24 protein-coding genes and 7 tRNA genes are annotated in these 24719 nt (G+C 62.2%); 4 read left to right on the top strand and 27 right to left on the bottom strand.

Annotation, left to right across the window (positions count from 1 at the left end):
* Positions 1–37: 37 nt before the first annotated feature.
* The 10 genes from LU682_RS21130 to gltX form a co-directional block, all read right to left on the bottom strand.
* Positions 38–472 carry an acyl-CoA thioesterase gene (locus LU682_RS21130; RefSeq protein WP_003247186.1) on the bottom strand — a complete coding sequence of 145 codons (435 nt, stop codon included), beginning with the start codon at positions 470–472 and terminating at the stop codon, positions 38–40.
* A 104-nt stretch (positions 473–576) separates the two neighbouring features.
* A complete protein-coding gene (locus LU682_RS21135) occupies positions 577–1458 on the bottom strand; it encodes an alpha/beta fold hydrolase (protein WP_010952997.1) in 882 nt (293 codons plus the stop codon).
* Positions 1459–1473: 15 nt separating this feature from the next.
* The gene (locus tag LU682_RS21140) at positions 1474–2013 is read right to left on the bottom strand and encodes a TetR/AcrR family transcriptional regulator (RefSeq protein WP_010952996.1); all 540 of its coding nucleotides are present in this window, start codon (positions 2011–2013) and stop codon (positions 1474–1476) included.
* A 170-nt stretch (positions 2014–2183) separates the two neighbouring features.
* Positions 2184–2259 (bottom strand) — tRNA-Glu (locus LU682_RS21145).
* 42 nt (positions 2260–2301) lie between these two features.
* A tRNA-Ala gene (locus tag LU682_RS21150) sits at positions 2302–2377 on the bottom strand.
* A 61-nt stretch (positions 2378–2438) separates the two neighbouring features.
* Positions 2439–2514: transfer RNA gene (locus LU682_RS21155), tRNA-Glu, on the bottom strand.
* A 42-nt stretch (positions 2515–2556) separates the two neighbouring features.
* Positions 2557–2632 (bottom strand) — tRNA-Ala (locus LU682_RS21160).
* 51 nt (positions 2633–2683) lie between these two features.
* Positions 2684–2759, bottom strand: a tRNA-Glu gene (locus tag LU682_RS21165).
* A 72-nt stretch (positions 2760–2831) separates the two neighbouring features.
* A tRNA-Ala gene (locus tag LU682_RS21170) sits at positions 2832–2907 on the bottom strand.
* A gap of 280 nt (positions 2908–3187) precedes the next feature.
* Positions 3188–4669: a glutamate--tRNA ligase gene (gltX, locus tag LU682_RS21175; RefSeq protein WP_010952995.1), complete on the bottom strand. Its 1482-nt coding sequence runs from the start codon at positions 4667–4669 to the stop codon at positions 3188–3190.
* A 143-nt stretch (positions 4670–4812) separates the two neighbouring features.
* Here gltX and LU682_RS21180 point away from each other — a divergent pair, with 143 nt between their 5' ends.
* Both LU682_RS21180 and LU682_RS21185 read left to right on the top strand, forming a co-directional pair.
* Positions 4813–5868: an HlyD family secretion protein gene (locus LU682_RS21180; protein WP_049586797.1), complete on the top strand. Its 1056-nt coding sequence runs from the start codon at positions 4813–4815 to the stop codon at positions 5866–5868.
* Complete coding sequence (locus tag LU682_RS21185) at positions 5858–7408, top strand: MDR family MFS transporter (RefSeq protein WP_010952993.1); 1551 nt, start codon at positions 5858–5860, stop codon at positions 7406–7408. Before LU682_RS21180 ends, LU682_RS21185 begins: the two co-directional genes overlap by 11 nt.
* A gap of 127 nt (positions 7409–7535) precedes the next feature.
* Here the strand turns inward: LU682_RS21185 and uvrB are convergent, their stop codons facing one another.
* Positions 7536–9551, bottom strand: a complete 2016-nt coding sequence (uvrB, locus tag LU682_RS21190) for an excinuclease ABC subunit UvrB (protein WP_010952992.1) — start codon at positions 9549–9551, stop codon at positions 7536–7538.
* Between the two features lie 284 nt (positions 9552–9835).
* Between uvrB and LU682_RS21195 the strand changes: the two genes are divergently transcribed.
* Positions 9836–11032, top strand: coding sequence for an amino acid aminotransferase (locus tag LU682_RS21195; RefSeq protein ID WP_010952990.1), 1197 nt, complete (start codon positions 9836–9838; stop codon positions 11030–11032).
* A 62-nt stretch (positions 11033–11094) separates the two neighbouring features.
* Positions 11095–11170, top strand: a tRNA-Asn gene (locus tag LU682_RS21200).
* Between the two features lie 230 nt (positions 11171–11400).
* Here LU682_RS21200 and LU682_RS21205 read toward each other — a convergent pair.
* From LU682_RS21205 to LU682_RS21280, 16 genes are all read right to left on the bottom strand, one after another.
* On the bottom strand, positions 11401–11961 hold the full coding sequence (locus tag LU682_RS21205; protein WP_020193441.1) for a DUF1285 domain-containing protein: 561 nt from the start codon (positions 11959–11961) through the stop codon (positions 11401–11403).
* 10 nt (positions 11962–11971) lie between these two features.
* Entirely contained in the window at positions 11972–12577 is a 606-nt protein-coding gene (locus LU682_RS21210) for a DUF4823 domain-containing protein (protein ID WP_010952988.1), read from the bottom strand.
* A 66-nt stretch (positions 12578–12643) separates the two neighbouring features.
* A complete protein-coding gene (locus LU682_RS21215; RefSeq protein WP_049586799.1) occupies positions 12644–13612 on the bottom strand; it encodes a GTP 3',8-cyclase MoaA in 969 nt (322 codons plus the stop codon).
* 156 nt (positions 13613–13768) lie between these two features.
* Positions 13769–14404 carry a TetR/AcrR family transcriptional regulator gene (locus LU682_RS21220; RefSeq protein ID WP_003247170.1) on the bottom strand — a complete coding sequence of 212 codons (636 nt, stop codon included), beginning with the start codon at positions 14402–14404 and terminating at the stop codon, positions 13769–13771.
* Between the two features lie 389 nt (positions 14405–14793).
* Complete coding sequence (locus tag LU682_RS21225; RefSeq protein WP_010952986.1) at positions 14794–15576, bottom strand: TatD family hydrolase; 783 nt, start codon at positions 15574–15576, stop codon at positions 14794–14796.
* A 30-nt stretch (positions 15577–15606) separates the two neighbouring features.
* Positions 15607–16593 (bottom strand): DNA polymerase III subunit delta', encoded by a 987-nt coding sequence (locus LU682_RS21230; RefSeq protein ID WP_010952985.1) that lies wholly within the window; start codon positions 16591–16593, stop codon positions 15607–15609.
* Positions 16586–17218 carry a dTMP kinase gene (gene tmk, locus LU682_RS21235; RefSeq protein WP_020192642.1) on the bottom strand — a complete coding sequence of 211 codons (633 nt, stop codon included), beginning with the start codon at positions 17216–17218 and terminating at the stop codon, positions 16586–16588. The genes LU682_RS21230 and tmk overlap by 8 nt, the downstream gene beginning before the upstream one ends.
* 9 nt (positions 17219–17227) lie before the next feature.
* Positions 17228–18463, bottom strand: coding sequence for an endolytic transglycosylase MltG (mltG, locus tag LU682_RS21240; RefSeq protein ID WP_049586850.1), 1236 nt, complete (start codon positions 18461–18463; stop codon positions 17228–17230).
* Positions 18464–18467: 4 nt separating this feature from the next.
* Positions 18468–19283 (bottom strand): aminodeoxychorismate lyase, encoded by an 816-nt coding sequence (gene pabC / locus LU682_RS21245; RefSeq protein WP_010952939.1) that lies wholly within the window; start codon positions 19281–19283, stop codon positions 18468–18470.
* Positions 19283–20527, bottom strand: a complete 1245-nt coding sequence (fabF, locus tag LU682_RS21250; protein WP_010952938.1) for a beta-ketoacyl-ACP synthase II — start codon at positions 20525–20527, stop codon at positions 19283–19285. Before fabF ends, pabC begins: the two co-directional genes overlap by 1 nt.
* Positions 20528–20714: 187 nt before the next feature.
* Positions 20715–20951: an acyl carrier protein gene (gene acpP / locus LU682_RS21255; protein ID WP_010952937.1), complete on the bottom strand. Its 237-nt coding sequence runs from the start codon at positions 20949–20951 to the stop codon at positions 20715–20717.
* Positions 20952–21154: 203 nt separating this feature from the next.
* Positions 21155–21895 (bottom strand): 3-oxoacyl-ACP reductase FabG, encoded by a 741-nt coding sequence (gene fabG / locus LU682_RS21260; RefSeq protein ID WP_003247160.1) that lies wholly within the window; start codon positions 21893–21895, stop codon positions 21155–21157.
* 15 nt (positions 21896–21910) lie between these two features.
* Complete coding sequence (gene fabD, locus LU682_RS21265) at positions 21911–22849, bottom strand: ACP S-malonyltransferase (RefSeq protein ID WP_010952936.1); 939 nt, start codon at positions 22847–22849, stop codon at positions 21911–21913.
* 127 nt (positions 22850–22976) lie between these two features.
* Positions 22977–23987: a phosphate acyltransferase PlsX gene (gene plsX, locus LU682_RS21270; RefSeq protein ID WP_010952935.1), complete on the bottom strand. Its 1011-nt coding sequence runs from the start codon at positions 23985–23987 to the stop codon at positions 22977–22979.
* Between the two features lie 3 nt (positions 23988–23990).
* Positions 23991–24173 (bottom strand): 50S ribosomal protein L32, encoded by a 183-nt coding sequence (gene rpmF, locus LU682_RS21275; RefSeq protein ID WP_003247154.1) that lies wholly within the window; start codon positions 24171–24173, stop codon positions 23991–23993.
* 13 nt (positions 24174–24186) lie between these two features.
* On the bottom strand, positions 24187–24714 hold the full coding sequence (locus LU682_RS21280) for a YceD family protein (protein ID WP_010952934.1): 528 nt from the start codon (positions 24712–24714) through the stop codon (positions 24187–24189).
* Positions 24715–24719: the final 5 nt, after the last annotated feature.

Genomic DNA, 24719 nt, shown 5'->3' on the forward strand with positions numbered 1-24719 from the left:
GGAAAAAGCCGGCAGTTTAACAAAAAATGCCGGCCACTCAGGCGCCGATCAGCGCCGGACCGTAACCTTCGACGAATTCCGCCGGCATGCGCCTGGGCTTGCCGCTGGACAGCTCGATGCAGGCGAAGGTGGTTTGCGCACGCAGCAGCGTCACACCATCGCGCGGGCGCTTGAGCTGAAACCGCCGCGTCATGCGCAGGCGCTGGTCCCAGTCAATGATCCAGGTGGCCAGTTGCAGCTCGTCGTCTTCATACGCGGCGGCCAGGTAGTCGATTTCGTGGCGCACCACAGCCATCGCCCGGTCAAGGCGCCGGTACTCGGCCAGGTCCAGCCCCAGACGCTGGGAGTGGCGCCAGGCGCAGCGCTCAAGCCAGGTGACGTAGACGGCATTGTTGGCATGGCCAAGGCCGTCGATGTCCTCGCTGCCGACGCGCAGGTCGATGACGAAGGGTGTTGCCAGGTCCCAGCTCATTTTCGCTTCCTTGGCGCAAAAGGCGATTTAGCAGCGATCTGCGGGGCAATGTCCAGCCCCCGTGAGCCTGAGGCAGTCGTTATAGGGGCGGGCTTGCCCGCGAATCAGACACCGCGGCGGATGGCACCGGCGGCGATACCGATGTTCGCGACTGAAGCCGCCCCGACACTAACCGCTTCAGCCCGAGCCAGCAATTCGAGCACGGCTTCACTTAGCCGCGGGTCGGCCAGCACTCGCTGGTGACCACCCTCTTCCAGCAGCATCAGCCGGCTGTCGAACCAGGACTTGTGGATGACATGTGCCTCATCTGCGGGCACGAGAGCATCATCGGCAGCATGCACCACCAGCCCCGGCAGCTCCAGCTGGTACCCCGTGACATCCAGCCGCGCAATCTGCATGCCCACATCGCGCTCGATCTGGCGAATGAACGCTGCCCGTGCCCGTGCTGGCAGCCCCAGGCGATGGGCAAAACCACGCAACACACCGAGCAACCGCGCCGGCGCTGCAATGCTGACAGCCGCCTCTGTGCGCAGCCCCATCTGCAAAGCCAGCAGCACGCTTGCCCCACCCATGGAATGGCCAATGACTGCACGCAAGGGCGGCAACTCAGCCGCAGCCTCAAGCAGCGCCCGGGCAAACAGCACCACATTCGCTTGCTCGCCAGGCGAACGACCATGCCCAGGCCCTTCCAGCGACACCACCGTATGCCCCGCCTGAACCAAGGTCTCGATCAAGGCGGCAAACTGCGTCGGGCGCCCTTCCCAACCGTGCATCAGCAGCACGGTCGGCCCTTGACCCCAGCGCAAGGCAGACAGGCCGAAGCGCAGCGTAATGCGCTCGGCGCTGGCCAGCACAGGCAGCTCCCAATCCCGCGGCGGCAGGTTGCGCGGGGTCATGAAGGCTCGGCGCATCTTGCCCGCGACATGCTCGGGGGCCAGGCGGCCCAAGGTGCCATTGACACCGCGAATCCAGCTCAGGGTAGTCATCGCCATGCTCCAGGGTTAAAGCACCGCCGATTTGGCGGCGCGCAGAATACGGTCAGACAGGTCACTGGTCCCCAAGGCCCGGGCCAGCGCCAGCCCCCCAACCATCAGGGCCAGGTCGGCCAGCGCTTTGTCGGCATCCTCAGGGCGGTCGACCATCGCGGCAGTCATCAACTCGATGTGCTCGGCCAGCACCTCGCGGAAGACCTCCGGCAGGCGCTGCATTTCGCCCAACGCGTTAGGCAGCGGGCAAGCATGTACTTCGCAGTCCCGGTGCTTGCGCGAGAGGTAGAAGGCCCCGGCCAGCGCTCGCCGCCCGGCGCCATCGAGATTGGGGTCGATCTGGGCGAGCAAGGCACGGCGCTCACCCAACAACTGGCGGAACGCTTCGAGCATAAGCTCGTCCTTGCTGTCGAAGTGCGCATAGAAGCCGCCGACGGTCAGGCCTGCCGCACCCATCACCTGACTGACGCTGGGCTCGGCCGGGCCGTGCTGGATCAACGCAGTGCGCGCAGCCTCCAGAATGCGTTCGCGGGTTCTGCTCTTCTTGTCGCTCATCTGGCACGCACCAAGCAAAATATGATGATCGAAATATTATTCTCATCATATTTTTTGGCAAGCAAAATCTGCGGCCGTTTGTCGGGGGAAAATTATTGAGAAGGGAAAAAACAAAAGGCCCATTCAATAAGCGAATGAGCCTTTAAAGTCCCGCAAAACGCGGGTAAACGTGGCGTCCCCTAGGGGACTCGAACCCCTGTTACCGCCGTGAAAGGGCGGTGTCCTAGGCCACTAGACGAAGGGGACGTAACCTTCGCGAAGATCCACTTGCGTGAACCCTGGCAGAAATGGTGGAGCTAAGCGGGATCGAACCGCTGACCTCCTGCATGCCATGCAGGCGCTCTCCCAGCTGAGCTATAGCCCCGAAACAAAAGGCTCATCAATAATCGACGAGCCTTTTTAAGCCCTGCAAAACGCAGGAAAAGTGGCGTCCCCTAGGGGACTCGAACCCCTGTTACCGCCGTGAAAGGGCGGTGTCCTAGGCCACTAGACGAAGGGGACGTAACCTTCGTGCCGATCCGCTAACGCGAACCGCGGCAAAATTGGTGGAGCTAAGCGGGATCGAACCGCTGACCTCCTGCATGCCATGCAGGCGCTCTCCCAGCTGAGCTATAGCCCCGGATTTCTAGCCTCGCGGCCCAGCGACATTAAAACATCGCTTGTGTAAAACTGGCGTCCCCTAGGGGACTCGAACCCCTGTTACCGCCGTGAAAGGGCGGTGTCCTAGGCCACTAGACGAAGGGGACGAACCTTCTTACCTTCAAGACCCGGTTGCTGGACCCGGTCTTGCTTATCAGCCTTAGCTGCTAAGCGGAATTTGGTGGAGCTAAGCGGGATCGAACCGCTGACCTCCTGCATGCCATGCAGGCGCTCTCCCAGCTGAGCTATAGCCCCACAATGTCGCTTTGAACTGAATCGCTGGCTGGGTGCCTGGCGTTTCGTTTTCGTTCATCGCTGTGGACGGGGCGCATATTAAGTTCGGATTGCAGGGCTGTCAAACTAATTTTCAAAAATATTCAAAAATTTTTTCACAGATAACAATCACTTACCGCCCTACCCCGGTTTTTTGGGGCTTAGTTGGCCTGTGGGAGCGGGCGTGCCGGCGAATGCGATATTGAATTTACCATTGCATTCGCGGGCACGCCCGCTCCCACTGGTTAGGTGCAAAGCTGAATCAGGCGATGGAAGCCAACAGCTTTTCCCACTCTTTGTTTTCTTTCTTCGACACCCCACCCAGCAGGTCCAGAGCCTGGCGCAGGCGGTAGCGCGTCAGGTCGGGGCCGAGGATTTCCATGGCGTCCAGCACCGAAACCGAGCTGGCCTGGCCCGTGATGGCGGCGAACATCAGCGGCATGGCGTCACGCAGCTTCAGTTCCAGCGCTTCGACCACAGCCTGGATGCAACCGGTGATGCGCTCTTTTTCCCACTGACGCAGGCTTTCAAGCTTCCACAGGATCAGCTGGATCACTTGGCGCACCTGGTCGGCCGACAGTTTCTTGCTTTCGAACAGCTTGGCGTCCAGCTTGAGCGCGCCTTCGAAGAAGAACCCGCCCAACGGGGCAACCTGGCTGAAGGTTTCGACCCTGCCTTGCACGTGCGGGGCAATCTTCATCATGTAGTCGCTGTTGAACGCCCACTTCTGCAGGCGTGCGGCAAACTCCTCTACCGGCAGCTCGCGCAGCCACTGGCCGTTGAGCCAGGACAGCTTCTCGATGTCGAAGATCGGGCCGCCCAGCGAGATACGTGACAGGTCGAAGTGCTCGACCATTTCGGCCAGCGAGAACTTCTCGCGCTCGTCAGGCATCGACCAGCCCATGCGGCCAAGGTAGTTGAGCATCGCTTCAGGCATGAAGCCCATGCGCTCGTAGAAGGTGACCGAGGTCGGGTTCTTGCGCTTGGACAGTTTCGATTTGTCCGGGTTGCGCAGCAGCGGCATGTAGCACAGCTTGGGCTGCTCCCAGCCGAAGTACTCGTACAGTTTGATCAGCTTGGGCGCCGATGGCAGCCACTCTTCCCCACGCAGCACGTGGGTGATGCCCATCAGGTGGTCGTCGACCACGTTGGCCAGGAAGTACGTCGGCAGGCCGTCGTTCTTCATCAGCACCTGCATGTCCATGCGGTCCCACGGGATCTCGACATCGCCGCGCAGCATGTCCGGCACCACGCAGATCCCTTCGCTCGGCACCTTCATGCGGATCACGTGCGGCTCGCCAGCGTCCAGGCGGCGCTGCACTTCTTCGGCGCTCATCAGCAACGCACGGCCATCGTAACGCGGGGTTTCGCCGCGAGCCTGCTGCTCGGCACGCATCTGCTCCAGCTCTTCGGCAGTGCAGAAGCAGTAGAAAGCGTGGCCGGCGTCTACCAGTTCCTTGGCGTATTTGGCGTAGATTTCGCCACGCTCGCTCTGCCGGTAAGGGCCGTGCGGACCGCCGACATCCGGGCCTTCGTTCCATTCGATGCCAAGCCAGCGCAGGGCGTCGAAGATCTGTTGCTCCGACTCACGCGTGGAGCGCAGCTGATCGGTGTCTTCGATGCGCAGGATGAACTCACCGCCGTGCTGCTTGGCAAAGCAGTAGTTGAACAGGGCGATGTAGGCAGTGCCGACATGGGGGTCGCCGGTAGGCGATGGCGCAATACGCGTGCGTACGGTGGTCATGGAGAGTCTCGAACGAAAGATGAAACAAAGGCGGGATGTTAGCAGGAGGCGGGCACCGGGCTCCAGCAATGGCGCGAACGTCACTTGTCGACGGGCCCTGCGCCGCTGTTAAATTTGTTTACATTTCTGGAACGATAGTCCCCATGCCTGCCCAACTCAAACGCCGCCTGACGCTCTTCTTCGCCCTGGTGGCCATCATCGCCCTCGCCTTCCTGGGCCACTGGTACTTCAAGGGCCGCTTCTACGAGAGCACCGACAACGCTTACGTGCAGGGTGAGATCACCCGTATCTCCAGCCAGCTTGGCGCACGTATCGAAACGGTGCCGGTCGAGGACAACCAGCACGTCAGCAAGGGCGACCTGCTGGTGCGCCTGGAAGCCGCCGACTTTGAGCTGGCGGTCGAACGCGCCCGTGCCGCCCTGGCCACCCGCGAAGCCGAGTACGCACAAGCGCAAAGCCGCCTCACCCAACAAGGCAGCCTGATTGCTGCCGGCCAGGCCCAGTTGGCGGCGACCCAGGCCACGTTCGACCGTTCACGGCTGGACCTGAGCCGTGCCGAGAAGCTGCGCAAGCCGGGTTTTGTCTCTGAAGAGCGGGTCACTACCCTGTCGGCGGACAGCCATGTCGCCGGCTCCCAGGTCGACAAGGCCCGCGCCGACCTGCAAAGCCAGCGCCAGCAGGTCACCGCCCTGAACGCCGAACTCAAGCGCCTCGATGCGCAAATCGCCAATGCCCGCACCGACCTGGCCCAGGCCGAACTGAACCTGACCCGCTGCGAAATCCATGCCCCGATCAGCGGCACCATCGGCCAGCGCAATGCGCGCAATGGCCAGGTGGTGCAGGCCGGCGCCTACCTGCTGTCGATCGTGCCGGATGAAGACATCTGGGTGCAGGCCAACTTCAAGGAAACCCAGATCGGCCGCATGCACCCCGGCCAGCGCGCGGAACTGTTGTTCGACAGCTACCCCGACACACCGATCGAAGGCCGGGTGGACAGCCTGTTCGCCGCGTCCGGTGCGCAGTTCAGCCTGCTGCCACCGGACAACGCCACCGGCAACTTCACCAAAGTTGTGCAGCGCATCCCGATAAAACTCACGTTCCACGCCGACAACCCATTGCATGGGCGTATTCGCCCCGGCATGTCGGTGACCGCCACCGTCGACCTGCGCAGCGAAGACGAAGGCCACAATGGCCGGTGACCAGCTGCTGCGCCCCACAGCGGAGCCAACCCGACGCGACTGGATCGCGGTGATGAGCGTGATGCTCGGTGCCTTCATGGCAGTGCTGGATATCCAGATCACCAACTCCTCGCTGAAGGACATCCAGGGCGCTCTGTCGGCGACCCTGGAAGAAGGCTCATGGATTTCAACCTCCTACCTGGTGGCGGAAATCATCATGATCCCGCTGACGGCCTGGCTGGTGCAGCTGTTGTCGGCGCGGCGCCTGGCGGTGTGGGTATCCGGCGGTTTCCTGCTGTCGTCGCTGCTGTGCTCGATGGCCTGGAACCTGGAGAGCATGATCCTGTTCCGTGCCTTGCAGGGTTTCACCGGTGGCGCGCTGATCCCGCTGGCCTTCACCCTGACGCTGATCAAGCTGCCCGAGCACCACCGCGCCAAAGGCATGGCGATGTTCGCCATGACCGCCACTTTTGCCCCCTCCATCGGACCCACCCTGGGCGGCTGGCTGACCGAGAACTGGGGCTGGGAATACATCTTCTACATCAATATCCCACCGGGCCTGCTAATGATCGCCGGCTTGTTATACGGGCTTGAGAAGAAGGAGGCGCACTGGGAGCTGCTGAAAAGTACCGATTATGCCGGCATCGTCACGCTCGGCCTTGGGTTGGGCTGCCTGCAGGTGTTTCTCGAGGAAGGCCATCGCAAGGACTGGCTGGAGTCGCACCTGATCGTCGGCCTGGGCAGCGTTGCACTGGTCAGCCTGATCACCTTCGTCATCCTGCAGTTTTCCAAGCCTCACCCGCTGATCAACCTGCGTATCCTCGGCAACCGCAACTTTGGCCTGTCGAGCATCGCCAGCCTGGGCATGGGTGTGGGCCTGTACGGCTCGATCTATCTGCTACCGCTGTACCTGGCGCAGGTACAGGGTTACAACGCCTTGCAGATTGGCGAGGTGATCATGTGGATGGGTATTCCGCAGCTGTTCCTGATCCCGCTGGTGCCGCAACTGATGAAGGTGATATCGCCCAAGGTACTATGCGCGCTGGGGTTTTGCCTGTTCGGCGCTGCCAGTTTCGGTTCGGGGGTGCTCAACCCGGACTTTGCCGGGCCGCAGTTCAACCATATCCAGATCATCCGCGCCCTGGGCCAGCCGATGATCATGGTGACCATCTCGCTGATTGCCACCGCGTATATCCAACAACAGGATGCCGGGTCCGCGTCGAGCCTGTTCAATATTCTGCGTAACCTGGGCGGGGCCATCGGTATTGCCTTGCTGGCCACCCTGCTGGATGCGCGCACCAAGGTGTACTTCGACTACCTGCGCGAATCGGTGGTGCCGAGCAACCCACAGGTGGCTGAGCGGCTGGCGCAATTGGCGGAGCGCTTGGGCAATGACAATGCAGCGCTGGGCAAACTTAGCGAAATTACCCACCAGCAGGCGCTGATCATGGCTTACAACGATGCCTTCCACTTTGTCGGGATCGGGTTGGCGGTGAGCATGGTGGCGGTGCTGCTGACCCGCAAGTTGCCGGAAGGGTTGAAGGCTGGGGAAGCCCATTGAGGCTATTACAGATCAGATGCGGTCCCTGTGGGAGCGGGCATGCCCGCGAACACCGGCGCAGCCGGTGCCAGCCACCGCGTTGAATTCTTCGCGGGCACGCCCGCTCCCACAGGGCCCGCGCCCGGCTTCAGCTGCTGATCAACCGCTCCCGCAGCTGCGCAATCTCGTCACGCAACTGCGCCGCAGCTTCGAACTCCAGGTCGCGGGCGAACTGCATCATTTTCTCTTCCAACTGCTTGATGCGCTTGGTGATCTCGCCCGGCGTACGCAGTTCGGCCTCGTAACGGGCGCTCTCCTCCGCCGCCTTGGCCATGCCCTTGCGCTTCTTGCTGCGCGCACCGGGCACGGTGGCACCTTCCATGATGTCGGTGATGTCCTTGACCACGCCCTTGGGCACGATGCCGTTGGCTTCGTTGAAGGCGATCTGCTTCTCGCGGCGGCGCTCGGTTTCGTCGATGGCTCGCTGCATGGAGCCTGTTACGTTATCGGCGTACAGAATGGCCCGGCCATTGAGGTTACGTGCCGCGCGGCCAATGGTCTGGATCAGGGAGCGCTCGGAACGCAGAAAACCTTCCTTGTCCGCATCGAGGATGGCCACCAGCGACACCTCGGGCATGTCCAGGCCCTCGCGCAGCAGGTTGATGCCCACCAGCACGTCGAAGGTGCCCAGGCGCAGGTCGCGGATAATCTCCACCCGCTCCACCGTGTCGATGTCCGAGTGCAGGTAGCGTACCCGCACGTCGTGGTCGGCCAGGTAATCGCTGAGGTCCTCGGCCATGCGTTTGGTCAACGTGGTCGCCAGCACTCGCTCGCCTGCCGCGACACGCTTGCGGATCTCGGACAGCAGGTCGTCGACCTGGGTCAGCGCCGGGCGCACCTCTACCTGCGGGTCGACCAGCCCGGTCGGGCGCACCACTTGCTCCACCACGCGCCCGGCATGCTCAGCCTCGTAGGGGCCCGGAGTGGCCGAAACAAAAATGGTCTGCGGGCTGACATCCTCCCACTCGTCGAAACGCATCGGCCGGTTGTCCAGCGCGGAAGGCATGCGGAAGCCGTACTCGACCAGGGTCTCCTTGCGTGAACGGTCGCCCTTGTACATGGCGCCGACCTGCGGAACGCTGACGTGTGATTCGTCGATCACCAGCAGCGCATCGGGCGGCAGGTAATCGTACAGGGTGGGCGGCGGCGCCCCGGCCGGGCGCCCGGACAGGTAACGCGAGTAGTTTTCGATGCCGTTGCAGTAGCCCAGCTCGAGGATCATCTCCAGATCGAAGCGGGTGCGTTGCTCCAGACGCTGCGCTTCGACCAGCTTGTTGGCCTTGTGCAGGTACTCCAGACGCTCCTTCAGTTCTTCCTTGATGCCCTCCACCGCTTCCAGCAGGGTTTCCCGCGGGGTCACGTAGTGGCTCTTGGGGTAGAACGTGAAACGTGGCAGCTTGCGGAAAACCTCGCCGGTCAACGGATCGAAGGCGGCGATGTTCTCCACTTCATCATCGAACAGCTCAATGCGGATGGCTTCCAGGTCCGATTCGGCCGGGAAGATGTCGATCACGTCGCCGCGTACCCGGAAGGTGGCGCGGGCAAAGTCCATTTCGTTGCGGGTGTACTGCAGGTCGGCCAGGCGGCGCAGCAGCGCGCGCTGGTCGAGCTTGTCGCCACGGTCAACGTGCAGGACCATTTTCAGGTAGGTCTCGGGGCTGCCCAGGCCGTAGATGCACGACACAGTGGTCACGATGATCGCGTCACGCCGCTCCAGCAGCGCCTTGGTGGCCGACAGGCGCATCTGCTCGATGTGGTCGTTGATCGAGGCGTCCTTCTCGATGAAGGTGTCCGACGACGGCACGTAGGCTTCCGGCTGGTAGTAGTCGTAATAGGAAACGAAGTACTCCACCGCGTTGTTGGGGAAGAATGCCTTGAACTCCCCGTACAACTGGGCGGCCAGCGTCTTGTTGGGCGCCAGCACCAGCGTCGGGCGCTGCACCTGCTGGATGACGTTGGCAATGCTGAAGGTCTTGCCCGAACCGGTCACCCCGAGCAACGTCTGGTGCGACAGCCCCGCCTCGATGCCTTCGACCAACTGGCGGATAGCCTCGGGCTGGTCGCCAGCCGGCTGGAAACGTGTGACGAGCTGGAACTCGGACATGAAGGACCTCGCGGTGCAGCAGCTGTAAATTTAGCCAGTAGTCTATACCCAAATGCGCCCGTTCGGGGGCGCTTTCAAGGCACAGGTGTGGGCGCCTGCAACGGTGGACACGGTATTTAGACCAATGGTCGAAAAATATTTGCGCAAATAGCCCCAAAAGCTGCGCCAGAGTGTCGCGGTGACCGGTCGGTATCACTATACTGACTCCCCGTTTGTGCACCGCTTCAGTGCATTCGGCTGGAGCGTGTACGCCCTATCACACTCCAATCAGAGCCAAGGTAACAATGAGCCTGTTTTCCGCTGTCGAGCTGGCACCCCGCGACCCTATTCTGGGCCTCAACGAAGCATTCAACGCCGACCCACGTACCGACAAGGTCAACCTGGGCGTAGGCGTGTATTGCAATGAGGAAGGCCGCATTCCGCTGCTGCGCGCCGTGATCGAAGCCGAAACCCAGCGTGCCGCCCAGCACGCTTCGCGCGGCTACCTGCCGATCGACGGCATCGCCACCTACGACCAGGCTGTGCAGAAGCTGCTGTTCGGCGCCGAGTCGCCACTGCTGGCCGCCGGCCGCGTGGTCACCGTGCAGGCCGTCGGTGGTACCGGCGCGCTGAAGATCGGTGCCGACTTCCTCAAGCGCCTCTCGCCCAATGCCGTGGTTGCCATCAGCGACCCTAGCTGGGAAAACCACCGTGCGCTGTTCGAATCGGCCGGCTTCCCGGTGCAGACCTACCGCTACTACGATGCGCCGACCAACGACGTCAACCGCGCTGGCATGCTCGAAGACCTCAACGCCCTGCCATCCGGTTCGATCGTGGTGCTGCACGCCTGCTGCCACAACCCGACCGGTGTCGACCTGAACCTGGACGACTGGAAGAACGTCCTGGAAGTGGTCAAGGCCAAGGGCCACGTGCCGTTCCTCGACATGGCCTACCAGGGCTTTGGTGACGGTATCGCCGAAGACGCCTTCGCCGTGCGCCTGTTCGCCGAGTCGGGCCTGGAGTTCTTCGTTTCCAGCTCGTTCTCCAAATCGTTCTCGCTGTACGGCGAGCGCGTCGGCGCACTGTCGATCGTCACCGCCTCCAAGGACGAGAGCACCCGCGTGCTGTCGCAGGTCAAGCGCGTGATCCGCACCACCTACTCCAACCCGCCAACCCACGGCGCAACCATTGTTGCCACCGTGCTGAACAGCGCAGAACTGCGCCAGATGTGGGAAACCGAACTGGCCGAAATGCGCGAGCGCATCCACGGCATGCGCAAGCAGATGGTATCGCTGCTGGCCGAATACGGTGCAAACCGCGACTTCAGCTTCGTTGGCCGCCAGGTCGGCATGTTCTCCTACTCGGGCCTGACCGTTGAACAGGTCACCCGCCTGAAGAACGACTTCGGCATCTATGCCCTGGACACCGGCCGTATCGCGGTGGCCGCGCTGAACCAGAGCAACATCCACGTGGTGACCAAAGCGATCGTGGAAGTGCTGTAACTCATTGTTTTGCCTGGGGGTGGGTTGACTTCTCCCGGGCAATCAGTAAGATACGCGCAGATTCCGCGATAGCTCAGTCGGTAGAGCAAATGACTGTTAATCATTGGGTCCCTGGTTCGAGTCCAGGTCGCGGAGCCAGACATTGAAGAAGCCCCCGGATGCGCAAGCAACCGGGGGCTTTTTCGTTGCGCTGGAATTATTGGCCAGCAACGGTGAACGGCGGGCGGAGATTGGCCAGCAGGCCCGGCCCTTTCGCGGGTAAACCCGCTCCTACGACGGCCTGTGTTCAACCACCGATGTGTGTCCACCACCGATCCGGTGTAGGAGCGGGTTTACCCGCGAAGAAGCCGGCATCGCCAACAGAGGCCTCAATCACTGCGCCCAATCGGGTAAAACGCCCCCCGGCTCCACACCCCAAGCCATTCCTCCCCGTCGATCACATGCGGCACCGCCAGCTCCACCAGTTGGTAAAACACATTGCGATGTATCAGCGCCTCCAGGTTGCTGCGCATCAGCACATACGGTGATGGCTCCTGCGTCAGCGGGTCGATCACCACCCGCAGGGGGTTATCCGGCCCCGCCTCGACCTGGTCCTCGACATTGCTGGTAAAACGCAGCACCTGCTGCTCGCCTTCGCCCTGCACTTCCAGCAACACGGCCACGAACGGCGCATCGTCGACACGAATGCCGACCTTCTCTACCGGGGTAATCAGGAAGTAGTCATCTCCGTCGCGGCGAATGATGGTAGAGAACAGCCGCACCATCGGCTTGCGCCCGATCGGCGTGCCCAGGTAGTACCAGGTGCCATCGCGGGCGATGCGCATGTCGATGTCACCACAGAATTCCGGGTTCCACAGGTGCACCGGCGGCAGCCCCTTGGCCTTGGGGATCTGCGCCAGAAGGTCATTGGCCTTGCCGGAGTCGCTCATCACGCTTGCCTCATTCACTCATGCCCAGAAGGCTACGAGCGTACTCGCGCATCGGCGCACCAAGCAAATCCTCCGGGGTGTTGTCGTGGAACGTCAACAAACCGCCACGGCTCTTGATGCGTGCGGTGTCGATCAGATAGCGGGTACTGGTTTCGATCAGCATCATCTGCACCACGCCAGTGTCCCAGCCCAGGCGGTCGACGGCCTGCTCGTCATACCACTCGTCACCATTGCCGATGCGATCGTCGGTACGTGCGAAGCGCGTGTACAACACGTAGTCCGCACCTACCGAGCGCGCCTGGGCGATGGCCTCTTCGAGGCCCAGCGGGCCCTGGGCACGACGTACCATCGGGAAGTATTCGACGAAGCTCTTGAAGGCCTGCTGGGCCACTGCATTCTGCCGAGGCACCGGCCCCTCGCCCGGCGGCACGAATGCACCCTGGCCAATGAAGATGAACGAATCAGGCTGCAGGCGGATCGACAAGGTGCGACGAGTTTCGCTGTGGTCCAGCAGACCGGCATCGCTCATGTGATAGCGGACGCCTTCGCCCATATCGCTGACATTCATGCAGCCGCCCAGCGCCATCAGCGCCAGCAGCAAGACCAGGCTACGCATCTTTCCTCCAGTGGCCGGCGACGAAAAACCGGCGAATAGCCGGCGGATGCAGCTTTTGCGCCAGCTTCAGCCACCGATCACTTTCATGACGGTCACGCCGCCGGAAAAGGCCACGTCCTGCTTGTCAGCCAAAGCCTTGACCAACAACCGCTGCAAGGCCGGCAGCGCCTGATGACGCGGTTTTTCCAGCAGGTCGCCGACGAAGTGCCGGTTACCTGACGACAGGCAGCCATGCAGCCAGCCCGTAGAAGACAGGCGCAACCGCGAGCAGGTACGGCAAAACGGCACGCTTTCGTTGGCAATGACGCCGAAGTGGCCCCTGCCGGGGATGTGGTAACGCATGGCAGTGGCGTCCAGCGGCGCATTCACCTGGGCGTAGGCATGCTGGCCGCCGATCAGCGCAAGCAGCTGGTCGAGGCCTACAAACTGCTGGAGGAAGGCGTTGCGATCGTGAGAGAGGTGGCCCATGCGCATCAGTTCGATGAAGCGCAGCTCGAAGCCGCGCGCGAGGCAGTAATCCAGCAGGGGCAGTACCTGATCAAGGTTTTTCCCGCGCATCGGCACCATGTTGACCTTGATTCGCATACCCAGGGCGCTGGCCTGCTCCATTCCATCCAGCACAGTGCTCAGGTCGCCGCCACGGGCAATCTGGCGGAAAGCCAGCGGGTCGAGGGTGTCGAGGGAAACGTTCAGCCGACGAATCCCGGCCGCCTGCAGTTGCGGCAACTTGCGCGCCAGCAACTGGCCGTTGGTGGTCAGCGAGACGTCATCAAGGTCGAGTTTGGCCACGGCAGCCATAAAGGCATCCAGGCGCGGGCTGACCAGTGGCTCACCGCCAGTAATCCGCAGGCGCTCGATGCCGGCGGCTTCGATCAGGTAGGCCACGCCACGGGCCAAGGCATCCGCCGACAGCTCGTCCTGCGCCGCCACCAGCCGCTTTCCGTCAGGTACGCAGTAGGTACAGGCGTAGTTGCAGGCAGCCGTCAGGCTGACGCGCAGGTTGCGAAAGCGCCTGCCTTGACGATCGACAATCATGAATGACTCCGGCATGGATGAAGGGGCCGGCAAAACCTGACTCATAAATCAGGTTTTTGCAAGCCCCAATGCGCAATGCCGAATTTCCAAACGATAGCCAAACGCTTCGGGCTGCACTGCCGCGCAGCGAACGCACGACGCCGTTTCGCTAAATGCTCAGTTCGAGGGTTCCGGGTCGCGCTTGCGCTTGTTGCCCATACGCACGCCAATGTCCATCAGGAACTGGAAGAAGCCTTCCTGGTCTTCCAGTACGTTGCTCCAGAACGGCGAGTGGTACAGCGCCACAGCGCCGTGCACCAGCGCCCAGGCAGCGCAGTAGTGGAAATACGGCGGCACGTCTTCGAGCTTGCCTTCGCTGATACGGCCCTTGATCAGCTGGGTCAGGCGGTCGAAATTGGAGGCACGGATGCTGTGCAGCTGCTCGACCATTTCCGGCACCTGATTGCCCTTGACCACCTTTTCTTCAAGGCGGTCGAACAGCCGGTAGCGTTGCGGGTCGCGCATGCGGAACTCGAAGTAGGCGCGCGACAGCGCTTCCTTGTCACGGTCAACGTCGGCCGAGTGCAACAGCTCGTTCAGGTCACGCTCGTAATCGAGCATCAGGCGCAGGTAGATCTCCGCCTTGGACTTGAAGTGCTTGTAGATCGTGCCTTTGCCGATGCCCACGGCGTCGGCGATCATCTCGACGGTGACGCTGTCTTCACCTTGCTCGAGAAACAGCTTGAGCGCGGTATCGAGGATTTCCTGTTCGCGACGGCGAAACTCACGGACCTTACGAGGTTCTTTCTGCATGGGAAGGACTGGATGACAATCGAAGCGGTTTATTATGCCTAACTTGCGGGAAATTGCACGGATCATCCACGCATGTCTGTGTTTCACGATGCATACGGCCATGCGCTGCGGGAGGAACGAAACGTTGGCGTATTCCAAATCTGTTTAAAAAACGTCCAATATGCACTGGCACTGCGCCAAACCTGACCAATACTTGAAGTGTTGGCGCGGCGCATCCCCCCCAGTGGCGCGCCGATAAAGGTGCTCAGGGACCGCGTACCTTTGTTTTACTCCTAATGGTCTTAACCCGGATTCCTCCCCCAGAACCCGGGTTTTTTTTGTGTTTTTGTGGGGAGGATGGTGTGACGGCTGTCAGGTGCGTGCCTCACACAATCTCTAACCCCGGTAAATCAAGCCACCCGCGCCAATGGGAACAATCGCTTGAAATTTGCCGTGGTCTGCTCTGCCAACTGCTCATAACTGGCCCCACGCAGCGAAGCCACATACTCCGCCACCTCCCGCACATACTGCGGCAGGTTCGGCTTGCCCCGGTGCGGAATCGGCGCCAGGTAGGGCGAATCGGTCTCCACCAACAAGCGATCGACCGGCACCTGCCGCGCCACTTCCCGCAAGGCATCGGCATTGCGGAAGGTAACGATGCCCGACAGCGAAATGTAATAACCCAGGTCCAGCGCGGCCTTGGCCATGTCCCAGTCCTCGGTAAAGCAGTGCAGCACGCCAGCCTGCGGCAGGTTGGCCTCACGCAGCAGCGCCAGGGTATCGGCGCGCGCCGCCCGGGTATGCACGATCACCGGCTTGCCGGTCTGCCTGGAGGCCTCCAGGTGCAGGCGGAACGAGGCCTGCTGCAGCTCGGCAGCCTCCGGCTCGTAGTGGTAATCCAGCCCGGTTTCACCAATCGCCACCACATGCGGGTGGGCCAGTTCGCGCAACAACCATTCCAACGCCGGGGTTTCGCCAGGGGCCAGGTCCAGCGGGTGCACGCCCACCGAGCAGTCGACGTCAGCGTACTGCTCGCTCAGCGCCTTCACTGCACCCGCATTCTCGGCACTGACGCCAATGCACAGGAAATGCCCGACCCCACGCTCACGCGCCGCCTGCAGGGCAGCGTCGAGGGAGCCCTGGTGAGCAGTGAGGTCAAGACGGTCGAGGTGGCAATGGGAATCTACGAGCATGGGATAACGGCACACATGAAAAATGGAAAATCAGCGGGCACCCGGCAGTTGCAGCCAGTGAGCCAGCAGCGATTCAAGCAACAAGGCGCGGTTGAGGTTGGCCTTGCCCAGTACCTTCTGGCGCTGTTCGAGGATCCATGCCTGCACCTCCAGCACCTTGGCCTGGCGGCTCTTCTGCGCCAGGTATTGCACGACCTTGCGCATATCGGCCAAGCCTAACCCTTCTTCGTCCTGGGTCAACTGGTAGCGCAGGATCAGGTGCGTCCAATCGCAGAACCAGTCGAACAGCAGCAACAACGGCACACCGCTCCAGGCATCGGCCAGCTGGCTGGGCGATTGCTGCTGCTTGAGCAGCTTCTTCACCCCGTCGGTTACCAGCGCGCGTTGCTCGCGAACCCCCTGCGCCTGCAGGCTGACCGCCATCAATGGCGAACCTGCCGCCAGCGTCAGCAGCTCATCGCGCTCGACCTCGTCGCAGTCGGGTAACGCGCCAGCCAGCCATGCCTGGCTCTGGGCCAGACTGGGCTGCGGACAGGCCACCTGCTGGCAGCGGCTCTTGATCGTCGGCAACAGACGGCTGGGCTGGTGCGTCACCAGCAACAACACGGTATCACCGGAAGGTTCTTCAAGGCTTTTGAGCAGGGCGTTGGAGGCGTTGACATTCATCGCCTCCACCGGCTCGATCAACACCACCTTGCGCCCGCCTAACTGCGCGGTCTGCACCACAAAGGCCACCAGCTCGCGTACCTGGTCGACCTTGATCGGCTTGTCAGCCTCCTCCGGCTCGAGGACGAAGTTGTCCGGGTGGCTGCCGGCCTTGAGCAACAGGCACGACTTACACGCCCCACAAGCGTCCAGGCCCTGCGGCTGCTGGCACAACAGGCGCGCCATCAGACGCTCGGCCATGGCTCGCTTGCCAATACCCTGCGGCCCATGCAGCAGGTAAGCGTGGGCGTGGCGGCTGCGACCGGCCAGTTGCTGCCACAGCGCCTGCTGCCAAGGGTAGGCCTCAGCCACGGCAACGCTCCAGAATGCCTGGCAGCAGTACGTCGATGTCACGCTGCACCGCCTCCAGGGATTGTGCCGCATCAAGCAGGCTGTAGCGCTGTGGCGCGCCTTGGGCGCGCTGCAGGTACGCCTGGCGCACCGCTTCGAAGAACGCCTGCCCTTCCTGCTCGAATCGGTCCAGGCGACCACGGGCGGCGGCGCGGGCAAGGCCCACTTCCACCGGCAGGTCGAAGACCAGGGTCAGGTCCGGGCGCAGGTCGCCCTGGACGAATTGTTCCAGAACCGCGATACGCTCGACCGACAGACCACGACCGCCGCCCTGATAGGCATAGGTGGCGTCCGTGAAACGGTCACACAGCACCACAGCCCCGCGGGCCAGCGCCGGGCGGATGACCTGCGCCAGGTGCTGGGCGCGGGCGGCGAACACCAGCAGCAGCTCGGTGTCGGCCGCCATGCCTTCGTCGCTGGGCGTCAGCAACAGTTCACGCACCTTTTCCGCCAGCGGCGTACCGCCTGGCTCACGGGTCAGCACCACGTCCAGGCCGTGCTCGCGCAGGCGCGCGGCCAGGTAGTCGCGATTGGTGCTCTTGCCCGCGCCTTCGGGGCCTTCCAAAGTAATAAACAAGCCGCTCACAGGCAGTCCTTAATGTTGTTCGTCAGGCGTCGGCCGCTCGGCCGCTTGTGCACCGCCGGCAGGGGCATCCTGCGCGGGCGCTTCATCGGGGGCTGGCTGCGCAGTTGGCTCATCCGTTGCTGACGGGTCCGCTGCTGGGGGCTCAGGGCGCTGCGCATCGTCGGCGCCCGATGCCTGTTCGGCATCATCGGCACCTGGCTTGGCCTCTTGCTGCGGCGCGGGGCTGGAGCGGTAGTCCGACCGGCGCTTGAGCTGGAACTCGCGCACTGCCGAATTGTGGTCGTCGAGGTCGTCGGAAAACACATGGCTGCCATCGCCGCGGGCGACGAAGTAAAGACTGGTGCCATTGGACGGGTTCAGCGCCGCGTGAATCGCCTCGCGGCCGACCATGGCGATCGGGGTCGGCGGCAGGCCGGTCATGGTGTAGGTGTTGTAAGGCGTAGGCTCGCGCAGGTCCGCGCGGGTGATCCTGCCGTTGTAGCGCTCACCCATGCCATAGATAACCGTCGGGTCGGTCTGCAGCATCATACCCAGGCGCATGCGCCGCACGAACACGCCGGCGATCTGCCCGCGCTCCTGCGGAATGCCGGTTTCCTTTTCTACCAGGGAGGCCATGATCAGCGCCTGGTACGGGTCACGATACGGCAGGTCGGTGGAACGCTCGGCCCACTCCTTGGCCAGCACCTCGTCCAGACGCATGTAGGCCTGCTGCAGCAACTCGACATCGCTCATACCCCGCACGAAGCGGTAGGTGTCGGGGAAGAAGCGGCCTTCGGGGAACACACCGGTATGGCCGAGCTTGTCCATGACCTCGGCATCCGACAAGCCCTCCAGGGTATGCTTGATCTTTTCATGCTTGGCCACGGCCGCACGCACCTGGCGGAAGGTCCAGCCTTCGACCAGGGTGAGGTTGTACTGCACCACGTCGGCACGGCGCCAGGCGTCGAACAATTGCTCGACGGTCATGCCAGGGGTAAGACGGTACTCGCCGGTGTGCAGGGGGGTGCCGGCCATGTTGAAGCGCCAGTACAAACGCAACCAGACAGCGTCGTCGAGCAACCCTTCCCTTTGCATGCTGTAGAACATGCGGTTGGGGTTAGTGCCATTGGGCACATCCAGCAGGCGTTCCTGCGTGATGTGCAGGGGCTGCTCCAGGACCGAGTTGACCTTCCAGGCCGACCAGCCAAACGCCAGGCCGGCAAGGATCAAGCCCATTTCCAGCAACAGCAGGAATTTACGTCTCACGAATTCAGGTTTCCAGTAACGTACGGGCAACGGCCTGCAGTTTACGAGTGAGCGGGCCCGGCGACCAGTTTAGCGCGGCTACGCCACGCACGGGCCAAATGCCGTAAACGCTATTGCAAACAAATACTTCATTCGCTTGCTCCAGCGCCTCGAACGACAGGTCGCAGACCTGTACCGCAATACCCAGCAGCGGGGCCTGTTCCAGCAGTGCGGCACGCATCACGCCCGCCACGCCACAACGGCTAAGGTCGGCGGTAAGCAGCACGCCATCGCGCACCAGAAACAGATTGCTGTATACCCCTTCGATCACCCTGCCCTGCGCGTCACGCATCAGGCCTTCGGCATGGTCGCTGTCCTGCCATTCGGCACGGGCCAGCACCTGCTCCAGGCGGTTAAGGTGTTTGAGGCCGGCCAGCAGTGGTTGTTCCCCAAGCCGGGTATGGCAAGGGAACAAACGCACGCCATGCTCAGCATGCTCGACAGGATAACGGGGTAATGGGCTGCCTTGCAGGATACGCCGCGGCGCTGCATCGACAGCTGGCGCATAGCCACGCTGGCTATCGCCACGGGTAAGGATGAGTTTGACGACACCCTCACCCAGCTGGCTGGCGTAGCGCAGCAGCTCGTCGCGCACCAGCGCCAGATCGGCGTTGATCGCCAGGCGCTGGCAGCCCAGTGCCAGGCGTGCGAGGTGGCCGTCCAGCAAGCTGGGCCGGGCGCCTCGCACAGCGATGGTTTCGAACAGGCCATCGCCATAGGCCAGGCCGCGGTTCTGCAGGTTGAGTGCAGTCGCCGGCTGGCCGTCGATCCAGCTGTGCATCAGCCGGCAAACCGGCGGAATACCAGCGAGCCGTTGGTGCCGCCAAAGCCGAACGAGTTGGACAGCACCACGTCGATCGGCATGCTGCGCGCCTGGTGGGGAACGAAGTCGAGGTCACACCCCTCGTCCGGCTCGTCCAGGTTGATGGTCGGCGGGGCCATCTGGCTATTGATGGCCAGCACGCTGAAGATCGCCTCCACCGCGCCCGCGGCGCCCAGCAAGTGACCGGTCATCGACTTGGTCGAGCTGACCGCCAGCTTGTAGGCATGCTCGCCGAACACGCGCTTGATCGCCGCCACTTCGGCCACATCGCCCGCCGGGGTAGAAGTGCCGTGGGCGTTGATGTAGCTGACTTCTTCCGGCTGGATACCGGCATCGCGCAAGGCGTTGGCCATGCAGCGGGCAGCGCCCTCGCCAGAGTCGGGTGGCGAGGTCATGTGGTAGGCGTCGCCGCTCATGCCAAAGCCAACCAGCTCGGCATAGATAGTCGCACCGCGGGCCTTGGCGTGCTCCAGCTCCTCGAGCACCAGGGCTCCGGCACCGTCGGACAATACAAAGCCGTCACGACCCTTGTCCCACGGGCGGCTGGCCCGGCTGGGTTCATCGTTGCGGGTAGACAGTGCGCGCGAAGCGCCAAAACCGCCCATGCCCAGACCACAAGCGGCCATTTCGGCGCCACCGGCGATCATCACGTCAGCCTCACCGTAGGCGATATTGCGCGCGGCCATGCCGATGCAATGGGTGCCAGTGGTGCACGCAGTGGCGATGGCATAGTTCGGCCCTTGCAGACCCAGGTGGATCGACAGGAAACCGGAGATCATGTTGATGATCGAACCCGGCACGAAGAACGGCGAAATGCGGCGCGGCCCTGAATCGTGCAGGGTGCGGCTGGTTTCTTCGATGTTGGTCAAACCACCGATACCCGAGCCCATGGCCACGCCAATACGCTCGCGGTTGGCATCGGTGACCTCCAGGCCGGCATTACGCACGGCCTGGAAACCAGCCGCCAGGCCGTACTGGATGAACAGGTCGAGCTTGCGGGCCTCTTTGGCCGACAGGTACTGCTCAACCTCGAAGCCTTTCACCGAGCCGCCAAAACGGGTGGAGTAGGCAGACAGGTCCGTGTGTTCGATCGGACCGATGCCACTGCGGCCAGCCAGAATGCCCTGCCAGGTGCTCGGTACATCGGTACCCAGTGGCGACAGCATACCCATACCGGTGACCACGACGCGTCTACGCGACACAGTACTCTCCTTTTCTAATAACAGAGTCTCTTGCCATTGCATTCAAGTGCTGGAATGAAATGGCAACAGGCTCTTGGTGCGCGGTGAACGAAGCCGCCTGAAAAATGCGAGGCGCTCGCAAAGAAAAAACCGCACGCCAGCGAAGGCAGTGCGGTTTTCCCCGACAAGAAACGTCGACTGTAGCGTCTTAGGCCTGGTGGGCTTTGACGTAGTCGATGGCAGCTTGAACGGTAGTGATCTTCTCGGCTTCTTCGTCAGGGATTTCGGTCTCGAATTCCTCTTCCAGAGCCATCACCAGTTCAACGGTGTCAAGCGAATCGGCACCCAGGTCATCGACGAAGGACTTCTCAACAGTCACTTCTTCTTCCTTGACGCCCAGTTGCTCGGCGACGATTTTCTTGACGCGTTCTTCGATGGTGCTCATACCTAGTTTTCACTCCTAATGGATATATGTCAGGCAGCTGGCCGGTGGCTAATTTTATAGAAAGACGTTCGCTTTTCAAGCAAAACGCACCTTCAGGCTAGTCACCACACCCGCTGCCTGGAATCTGGTTGCAGCTTTATAACGGATTTTAGGCTCGCAGTATGACTCTTTTTTTACGAAACCCGTCACATTGAGTTGCAGTATTACATGTACATCCCGCCGTTGACCGGCACGGTAGCGCCGGTCACGTAGGCGGCGCCGTCGGATGCCAGGAACGAAACCACCTTGGCAATTTCGTCAGCCTGGCCCAGGCGGCCCAGCGGAATCTGGGTCTGCAGGGCTTCGCGCTGAGCTTCTGGCAGCTCGCGGGTCATGTCGGTATCGATGAAGCCTGGGGTCACCGAGTTGACGGTGATACCACGCGAACCCACTTCACGCGCCAGGGCGCGGCTGAAACCTTCCAGACCGGCCTTGGCAGCCGCGTAGTTGGCCTGACCTGCGTTACCCATGGCACCAACGACCGAGCCGATGCTGATGATACGACCCCAACGCGCCTTGGTCATGCCACGCAGCACGCCCTTGGACAGACGGTAGAGGCTGTTCAGGTTGGTGTCGATGACATCAAACCACTCGTCGTCTTTCATGCGCAGCATGAGGTTGTCGCGGGTGATACCGGCATTGTTGACCAAGATGGCCGGCGCGCCGAACTGCTCGCCAATGGCGGCCAGTACGGCTTCAACCGATTCGGCGCTGGTCACGTTCAGCTCCATGCCAGTGCCGGTAATGCCGTGTTCTTTCAGGGTGGCAGCGATGCGCTCGGCACCGGACGCCGACGTGGCGGTACCGATCACGGTCGCGCCCTGGCGGCCCAGCTCGAGGGCGATGGCCTGGCCAATGCCACGGCTGGCGCCGGTAACCAGTGCAACTTTACCTTGCAGGCTCATGCAAGCTTCTCCAAATCAGGCCAGTGCCGCGCGGGTGGCAGCAACGGCGTCAGGGGTGTTGAGGTTGTAGGTGGTCACGCCGTCGGCGCAACGCTTGTTAAGGCCAGCCAGCACCTTGCCCGGGCCACACTCGACCAGGTTGACCGCACCGTTGGCGGCCAGGGTCTGCACGCACTCGACCCAGCGTACCGGCTGGTACAGCTGTGCCAGCAGGTCGTGCTTGAGGGCATCGAGGTCGGCGGCGACGGCTGCAGTGACGTTCTGCACCACCGGAATCTGCGGGGCCTTCCATTCGATGGCATTGACCGATTCGGCAAAGCGCTCGGCGGCTGGCTTCATCAGGGCGCAGTGCGACGGGACGCTCACCGCCAGTGGCAGGGCGCGCTTGGCACCTTTGGCCTTGCACAGCTCCATGGCGCGGTCTACCGCCGCCTTGTTACCGGCGATGACCACCTGACCAGGCGAGTTGAAGTTCACGGCGCTGACCACTTCATCTTCAGCGGCTTCGGCGCAGAGTTCCACGACCACAGCATCGTCCAGGCCGAGAATGGCAGCCATGGCGCCGTGACCGGCCGGTACGGCTTCCTGCATCAGCTGACCGCGGCGCTCGACCAGGCGAACGGCATCTTTCAGGCTGATGCTGCCGGCGGCGACCAGGGCGCTGTATTCGCCCAGGCTGTGACCGGAAACGAAGGCCGGCTTGGCACCGCCCTCTTCCAGCCACAGGCGCCACAGTGCGATGGACGCAGTAAGGATCGCCGGCTGGGTCTTGTCGGTCTGGTTAAGTTGCTCTTCCGGGCCGTCCTGGACCAGCTTCCACAGGTCGTAGCCGAGCGCTTCGGACGCTTCCTTGAAGGTTTCGATGATCACTGGCTTCTCGGCGCCGAGCTCGGCGAGCATGCCCAGCGACTGGGAACCTTGACCGGGAAAGACGAATGCGAGGGATGCAGACATTGAACAAGCCCTTATGATCTTGTCGTCGGATAGTGTGCGCCAGGCCCGAGGCCAGGCGCGGAATCTGAAAACTTGGATGGAAACACAGACCAAGCGGTCACATTTAAGCACTTCATCGGCGAAATGCCTAAGGCAACAGGTCTTCAAGGCGGCCATGCAGCCGCTGCGGCAGGTTTTCCTGAATTTCGATCAGCGCCCGCTGGATGGCACTCTGAAACCCCTGCACGCCCGCCGAGCCATGACTCTTGATGACGATACCCTGTAGCCCCAGAAAGCTCGCCCCATTATGCCGCGCCGGCGCCAGGTCAGCCTGCAGACGCTTGAGCAGCGGCATGGCAACGGCCCCGGCAACGCGGGCAAAAGCACCGCCCTTGAACAGTTTTTCGATGCGCGCACCGATCATCGTCGCCAAGCCCTCGCTGGACTTGAGCAGTATGTTGCCGACAAAACCGTCGCACACCACCACGTCTGCCTCACCCCGGTACAGGCCATCCCCTTCGACGAAACCGACATAGTTGAGGCCGCGGGCGCTCTGCAACAGCGTGGCAGCCAGCTTGACCTGCTGGTTACCCTTGATGTCCTCGGTACCGATGTTCAACAGCGCCACGCGTGGCCGATGCACACCCAGGGCCTGAGCGGCCACCGAGCCCATTACCGCGAACTGATAGAGGTTTTCGGCACTGCAGTCGACATTGGCGCCCAGATCGAGCAGTTGACAGTAACCTGTCTGGGTCGGGATCGCCGCCACCATGGCCGGCCGGTCGATACCCGGCAAGGTCTTGAGCACGAAGCGCGACAACGCCATCAGCGCCCCGGTATTGCCGGCACTGACACAGGCCTGGGCTTTTCCGTCGCGCACCAGTTCGAGGGCGATGCGCATCGACGAATCCGGCTTGCCGCGCAACGCCTGGGATGGCCGCTCGTCCATGCCGACTACCTCACTGGCGGCCACAACCTGCAGGCGCGCGCGATCCGCAGCTGGCAAGCCACTGATGAGATCTTCAAGGAGGGAGGGTTGACCGACGAGGGTCAGATGAAGCGAGGGGGTAGCCGAAAGGCAGGCAATGCTAGCCTGGACAATGCTGCGGGGACCGAAGTCCCCGCCCATTGCGTCGATCGCGATGACCTGAGCGGACAAGGATTACTCGTCAGCGCCCTTGTCGACCACTTTACGACCACGGTATACGCCTTCTGGCGAAACGTGGTGACGCAGGTGAACTTCACCGGTGGTTTTCTCTACCGACAGCGCGTTTTCCGACAGGGCGTCGTGCGAACGGCGCATGTCACGGGCAGAGCGGGATTTTTTGTTCTGCTGAACAGCCATAATTGATTAACTCCTAAACGTTTGGGTCACGCTTTAACTGCGCCAAAACACTGAACGGGTTGGACCGCGATACCTCGTCCTTGCTCGATTCGGGCTCGTCTGCGCCCGCCGGCTGCTGGCATTCTTCCGGATGATGAGCAGGCACGATTGGCAAGGCGAGCAAAAGCTCCTCCTCGACCAATGCCTGCAGATCCAAAGGATCTTCGCCCAGTTCCAGCACGTCATAGCCTTTCGGCAACGACTGGGTATTCGCACCCTCCTTCACCACGGCGTATGTACATTCGCTGTGGATCGGTAGGGTGACCAGCTCAAGACAACGCTGGCAAACCATCTTGACTTCGACGTCCAGCTCGCTGTGGATAACCACCACGTGCTGTTCATCTCGTTCAAAATCGAACTTCGCCTGCACCGTACCGACATTGTCGGAAAGCGGGTCGCAGAGTCTTTCCAAATCAGCGAGTTGCAGCGAACCGTTAAGGGTTACGCCACGATCGGCTAATTTGCGCGGGTCAACGTGAGGTGGAATCGGGTCATTCAACATAGGCG

The organism is Pseudomonas alloputida, from assembly GCF_021283545.2.
Classification (GTDB): Bacteria; Pseudomonadota; Gammaproteobacteria; order Pseudomonadales; family Pseudomonadaceae; genus Aquipseudomonas; species Aquipseudomonas alloputida.

Coding starts and splice junctions, on each gene's coding strand:
- LU682_RS21130 (WP_003247186.1), bottom strand. CDS start 472: ATGAGCTGGGACCTGGCAACACCCTTCGTCATCGACCTGCGCGTCGGC.
- LU682_RS21135 (WP_010952997.1), bottom strand. CDS start 1,458: ATGACTACCCTGAGCTGGATTCGCGGTGTCAATGGCACCTTGGGCCGC.
- LU682_RS21140 (WP_010952996.1), bottom strand. CDS start 2,013: ATGAGCGACAAGAAGAGCAGAACCCGCGAACGCATTCTGGAGGCTGCG.
- gltX (WP_010952995.1), bottom strand. CDS start 4,669: ATGACCACCGTACGCACGCGTATTGCGCCATCGCCTACCGGCGACCCC.
- LU682_RS21180 (WP_049586797.1), top strand. CDS start 4,813: ATGCCTGCCCAACTCAAACGCCGCCTGACGCTCTTCTTCGCCCTGGTG.
- LU682_RS21185 (WP_010952993.1), top strand. CDS start 5,858: ATGGCCGGTGACCAGCTGCTGCGCCCCACAGCGGAGCCAACCCGACGC.
- uvrB (WP_010952992.1), bottom strand. CDS start 9,551: ATGTCCGAGTTCCAGCTCGTCACACGTTTCCAGCCGGCTGGCGACCAG.
- LU682_RS21195 (WP_010952990.1), top strand. CDS start 9,836: ATGAGCCTGTTTTCCGCTGTCGAGCTGGCACCCCGCGACCCTATTCTG.
- LU682_RS21205 (WP_020193441.1), bottom strand. CDS start 11,961: ATGAGCGACTCCGGCAAGGCCAATGACCTTCTGGCGCAGATCCCCAAG.
- LU682_RS21210 (WP_010952988.1), bottom strand. CDS start 12,577: ATGCGTAGCCTGGTCTTGCTGCTGGCGCTGATGGCGCTGGGCGGCTGC.
- LU682_RS21215 (WP_049586799.1), bottom strand. CDS start 13,612: ATGATTGTCGATCGTCAAGGCAGGCGCTTTCGCAACCTGCGCGTCAGC.
- LU682_RS21220 (WP_003247170.1), bottom strand. CDS start 14,404: ATGCAGAAAGAACCTCGTAAGGTCCGTGAGTTTCGCCGTCGCGAACAG.
- LU682_RS21225 (WP_010952986.1), bottom strand. CDS start 15,576: ATGCTCGTAGATTCCCATTGCCACCTCGACCGTCTTGACCTCACTGCT.
- pabC (WP_010952939.1), bottom strand. CDS start 19,283: ATGCACAGCTGGATCGACGGCCAGCCGGCGACTGCACTCAACCTGCAG.
- acpP (WP_010952937.1), bottom strand. CDS start 20,951: ATGAGCACCATCGAAGAACGCGTCAAGAAAATCGTCGCCGAGCAACTG.
- fabG (WP_003247160.1), bottom strand. CDS start 21,895: ATGAGCCTGCAAGGTAAAGTTGCACTGGTTACCGGCGCCAGCCGTGGC.
- fabD (WP_010952936.1), bottom strand. CDS start 22,849: ATGTCTGCATCCCTCGCATTCGTCTTTCCCGGTCAAGGTTCCCAGTCG.
- rpmF (WP_003247154.1), bottom strand. CDS start 24,173: ATGGCTGTTCAGCAGAACAAAAAATCCCGCTCTGCCCGTGACATGCGC.
- LU682_RS21280 (WP_010952934.1), bottom strand. CDS start 24,714: ATGTTGAATGACCCGATTCCACCTCACGTTGACCCGCGCAAATTAGCC.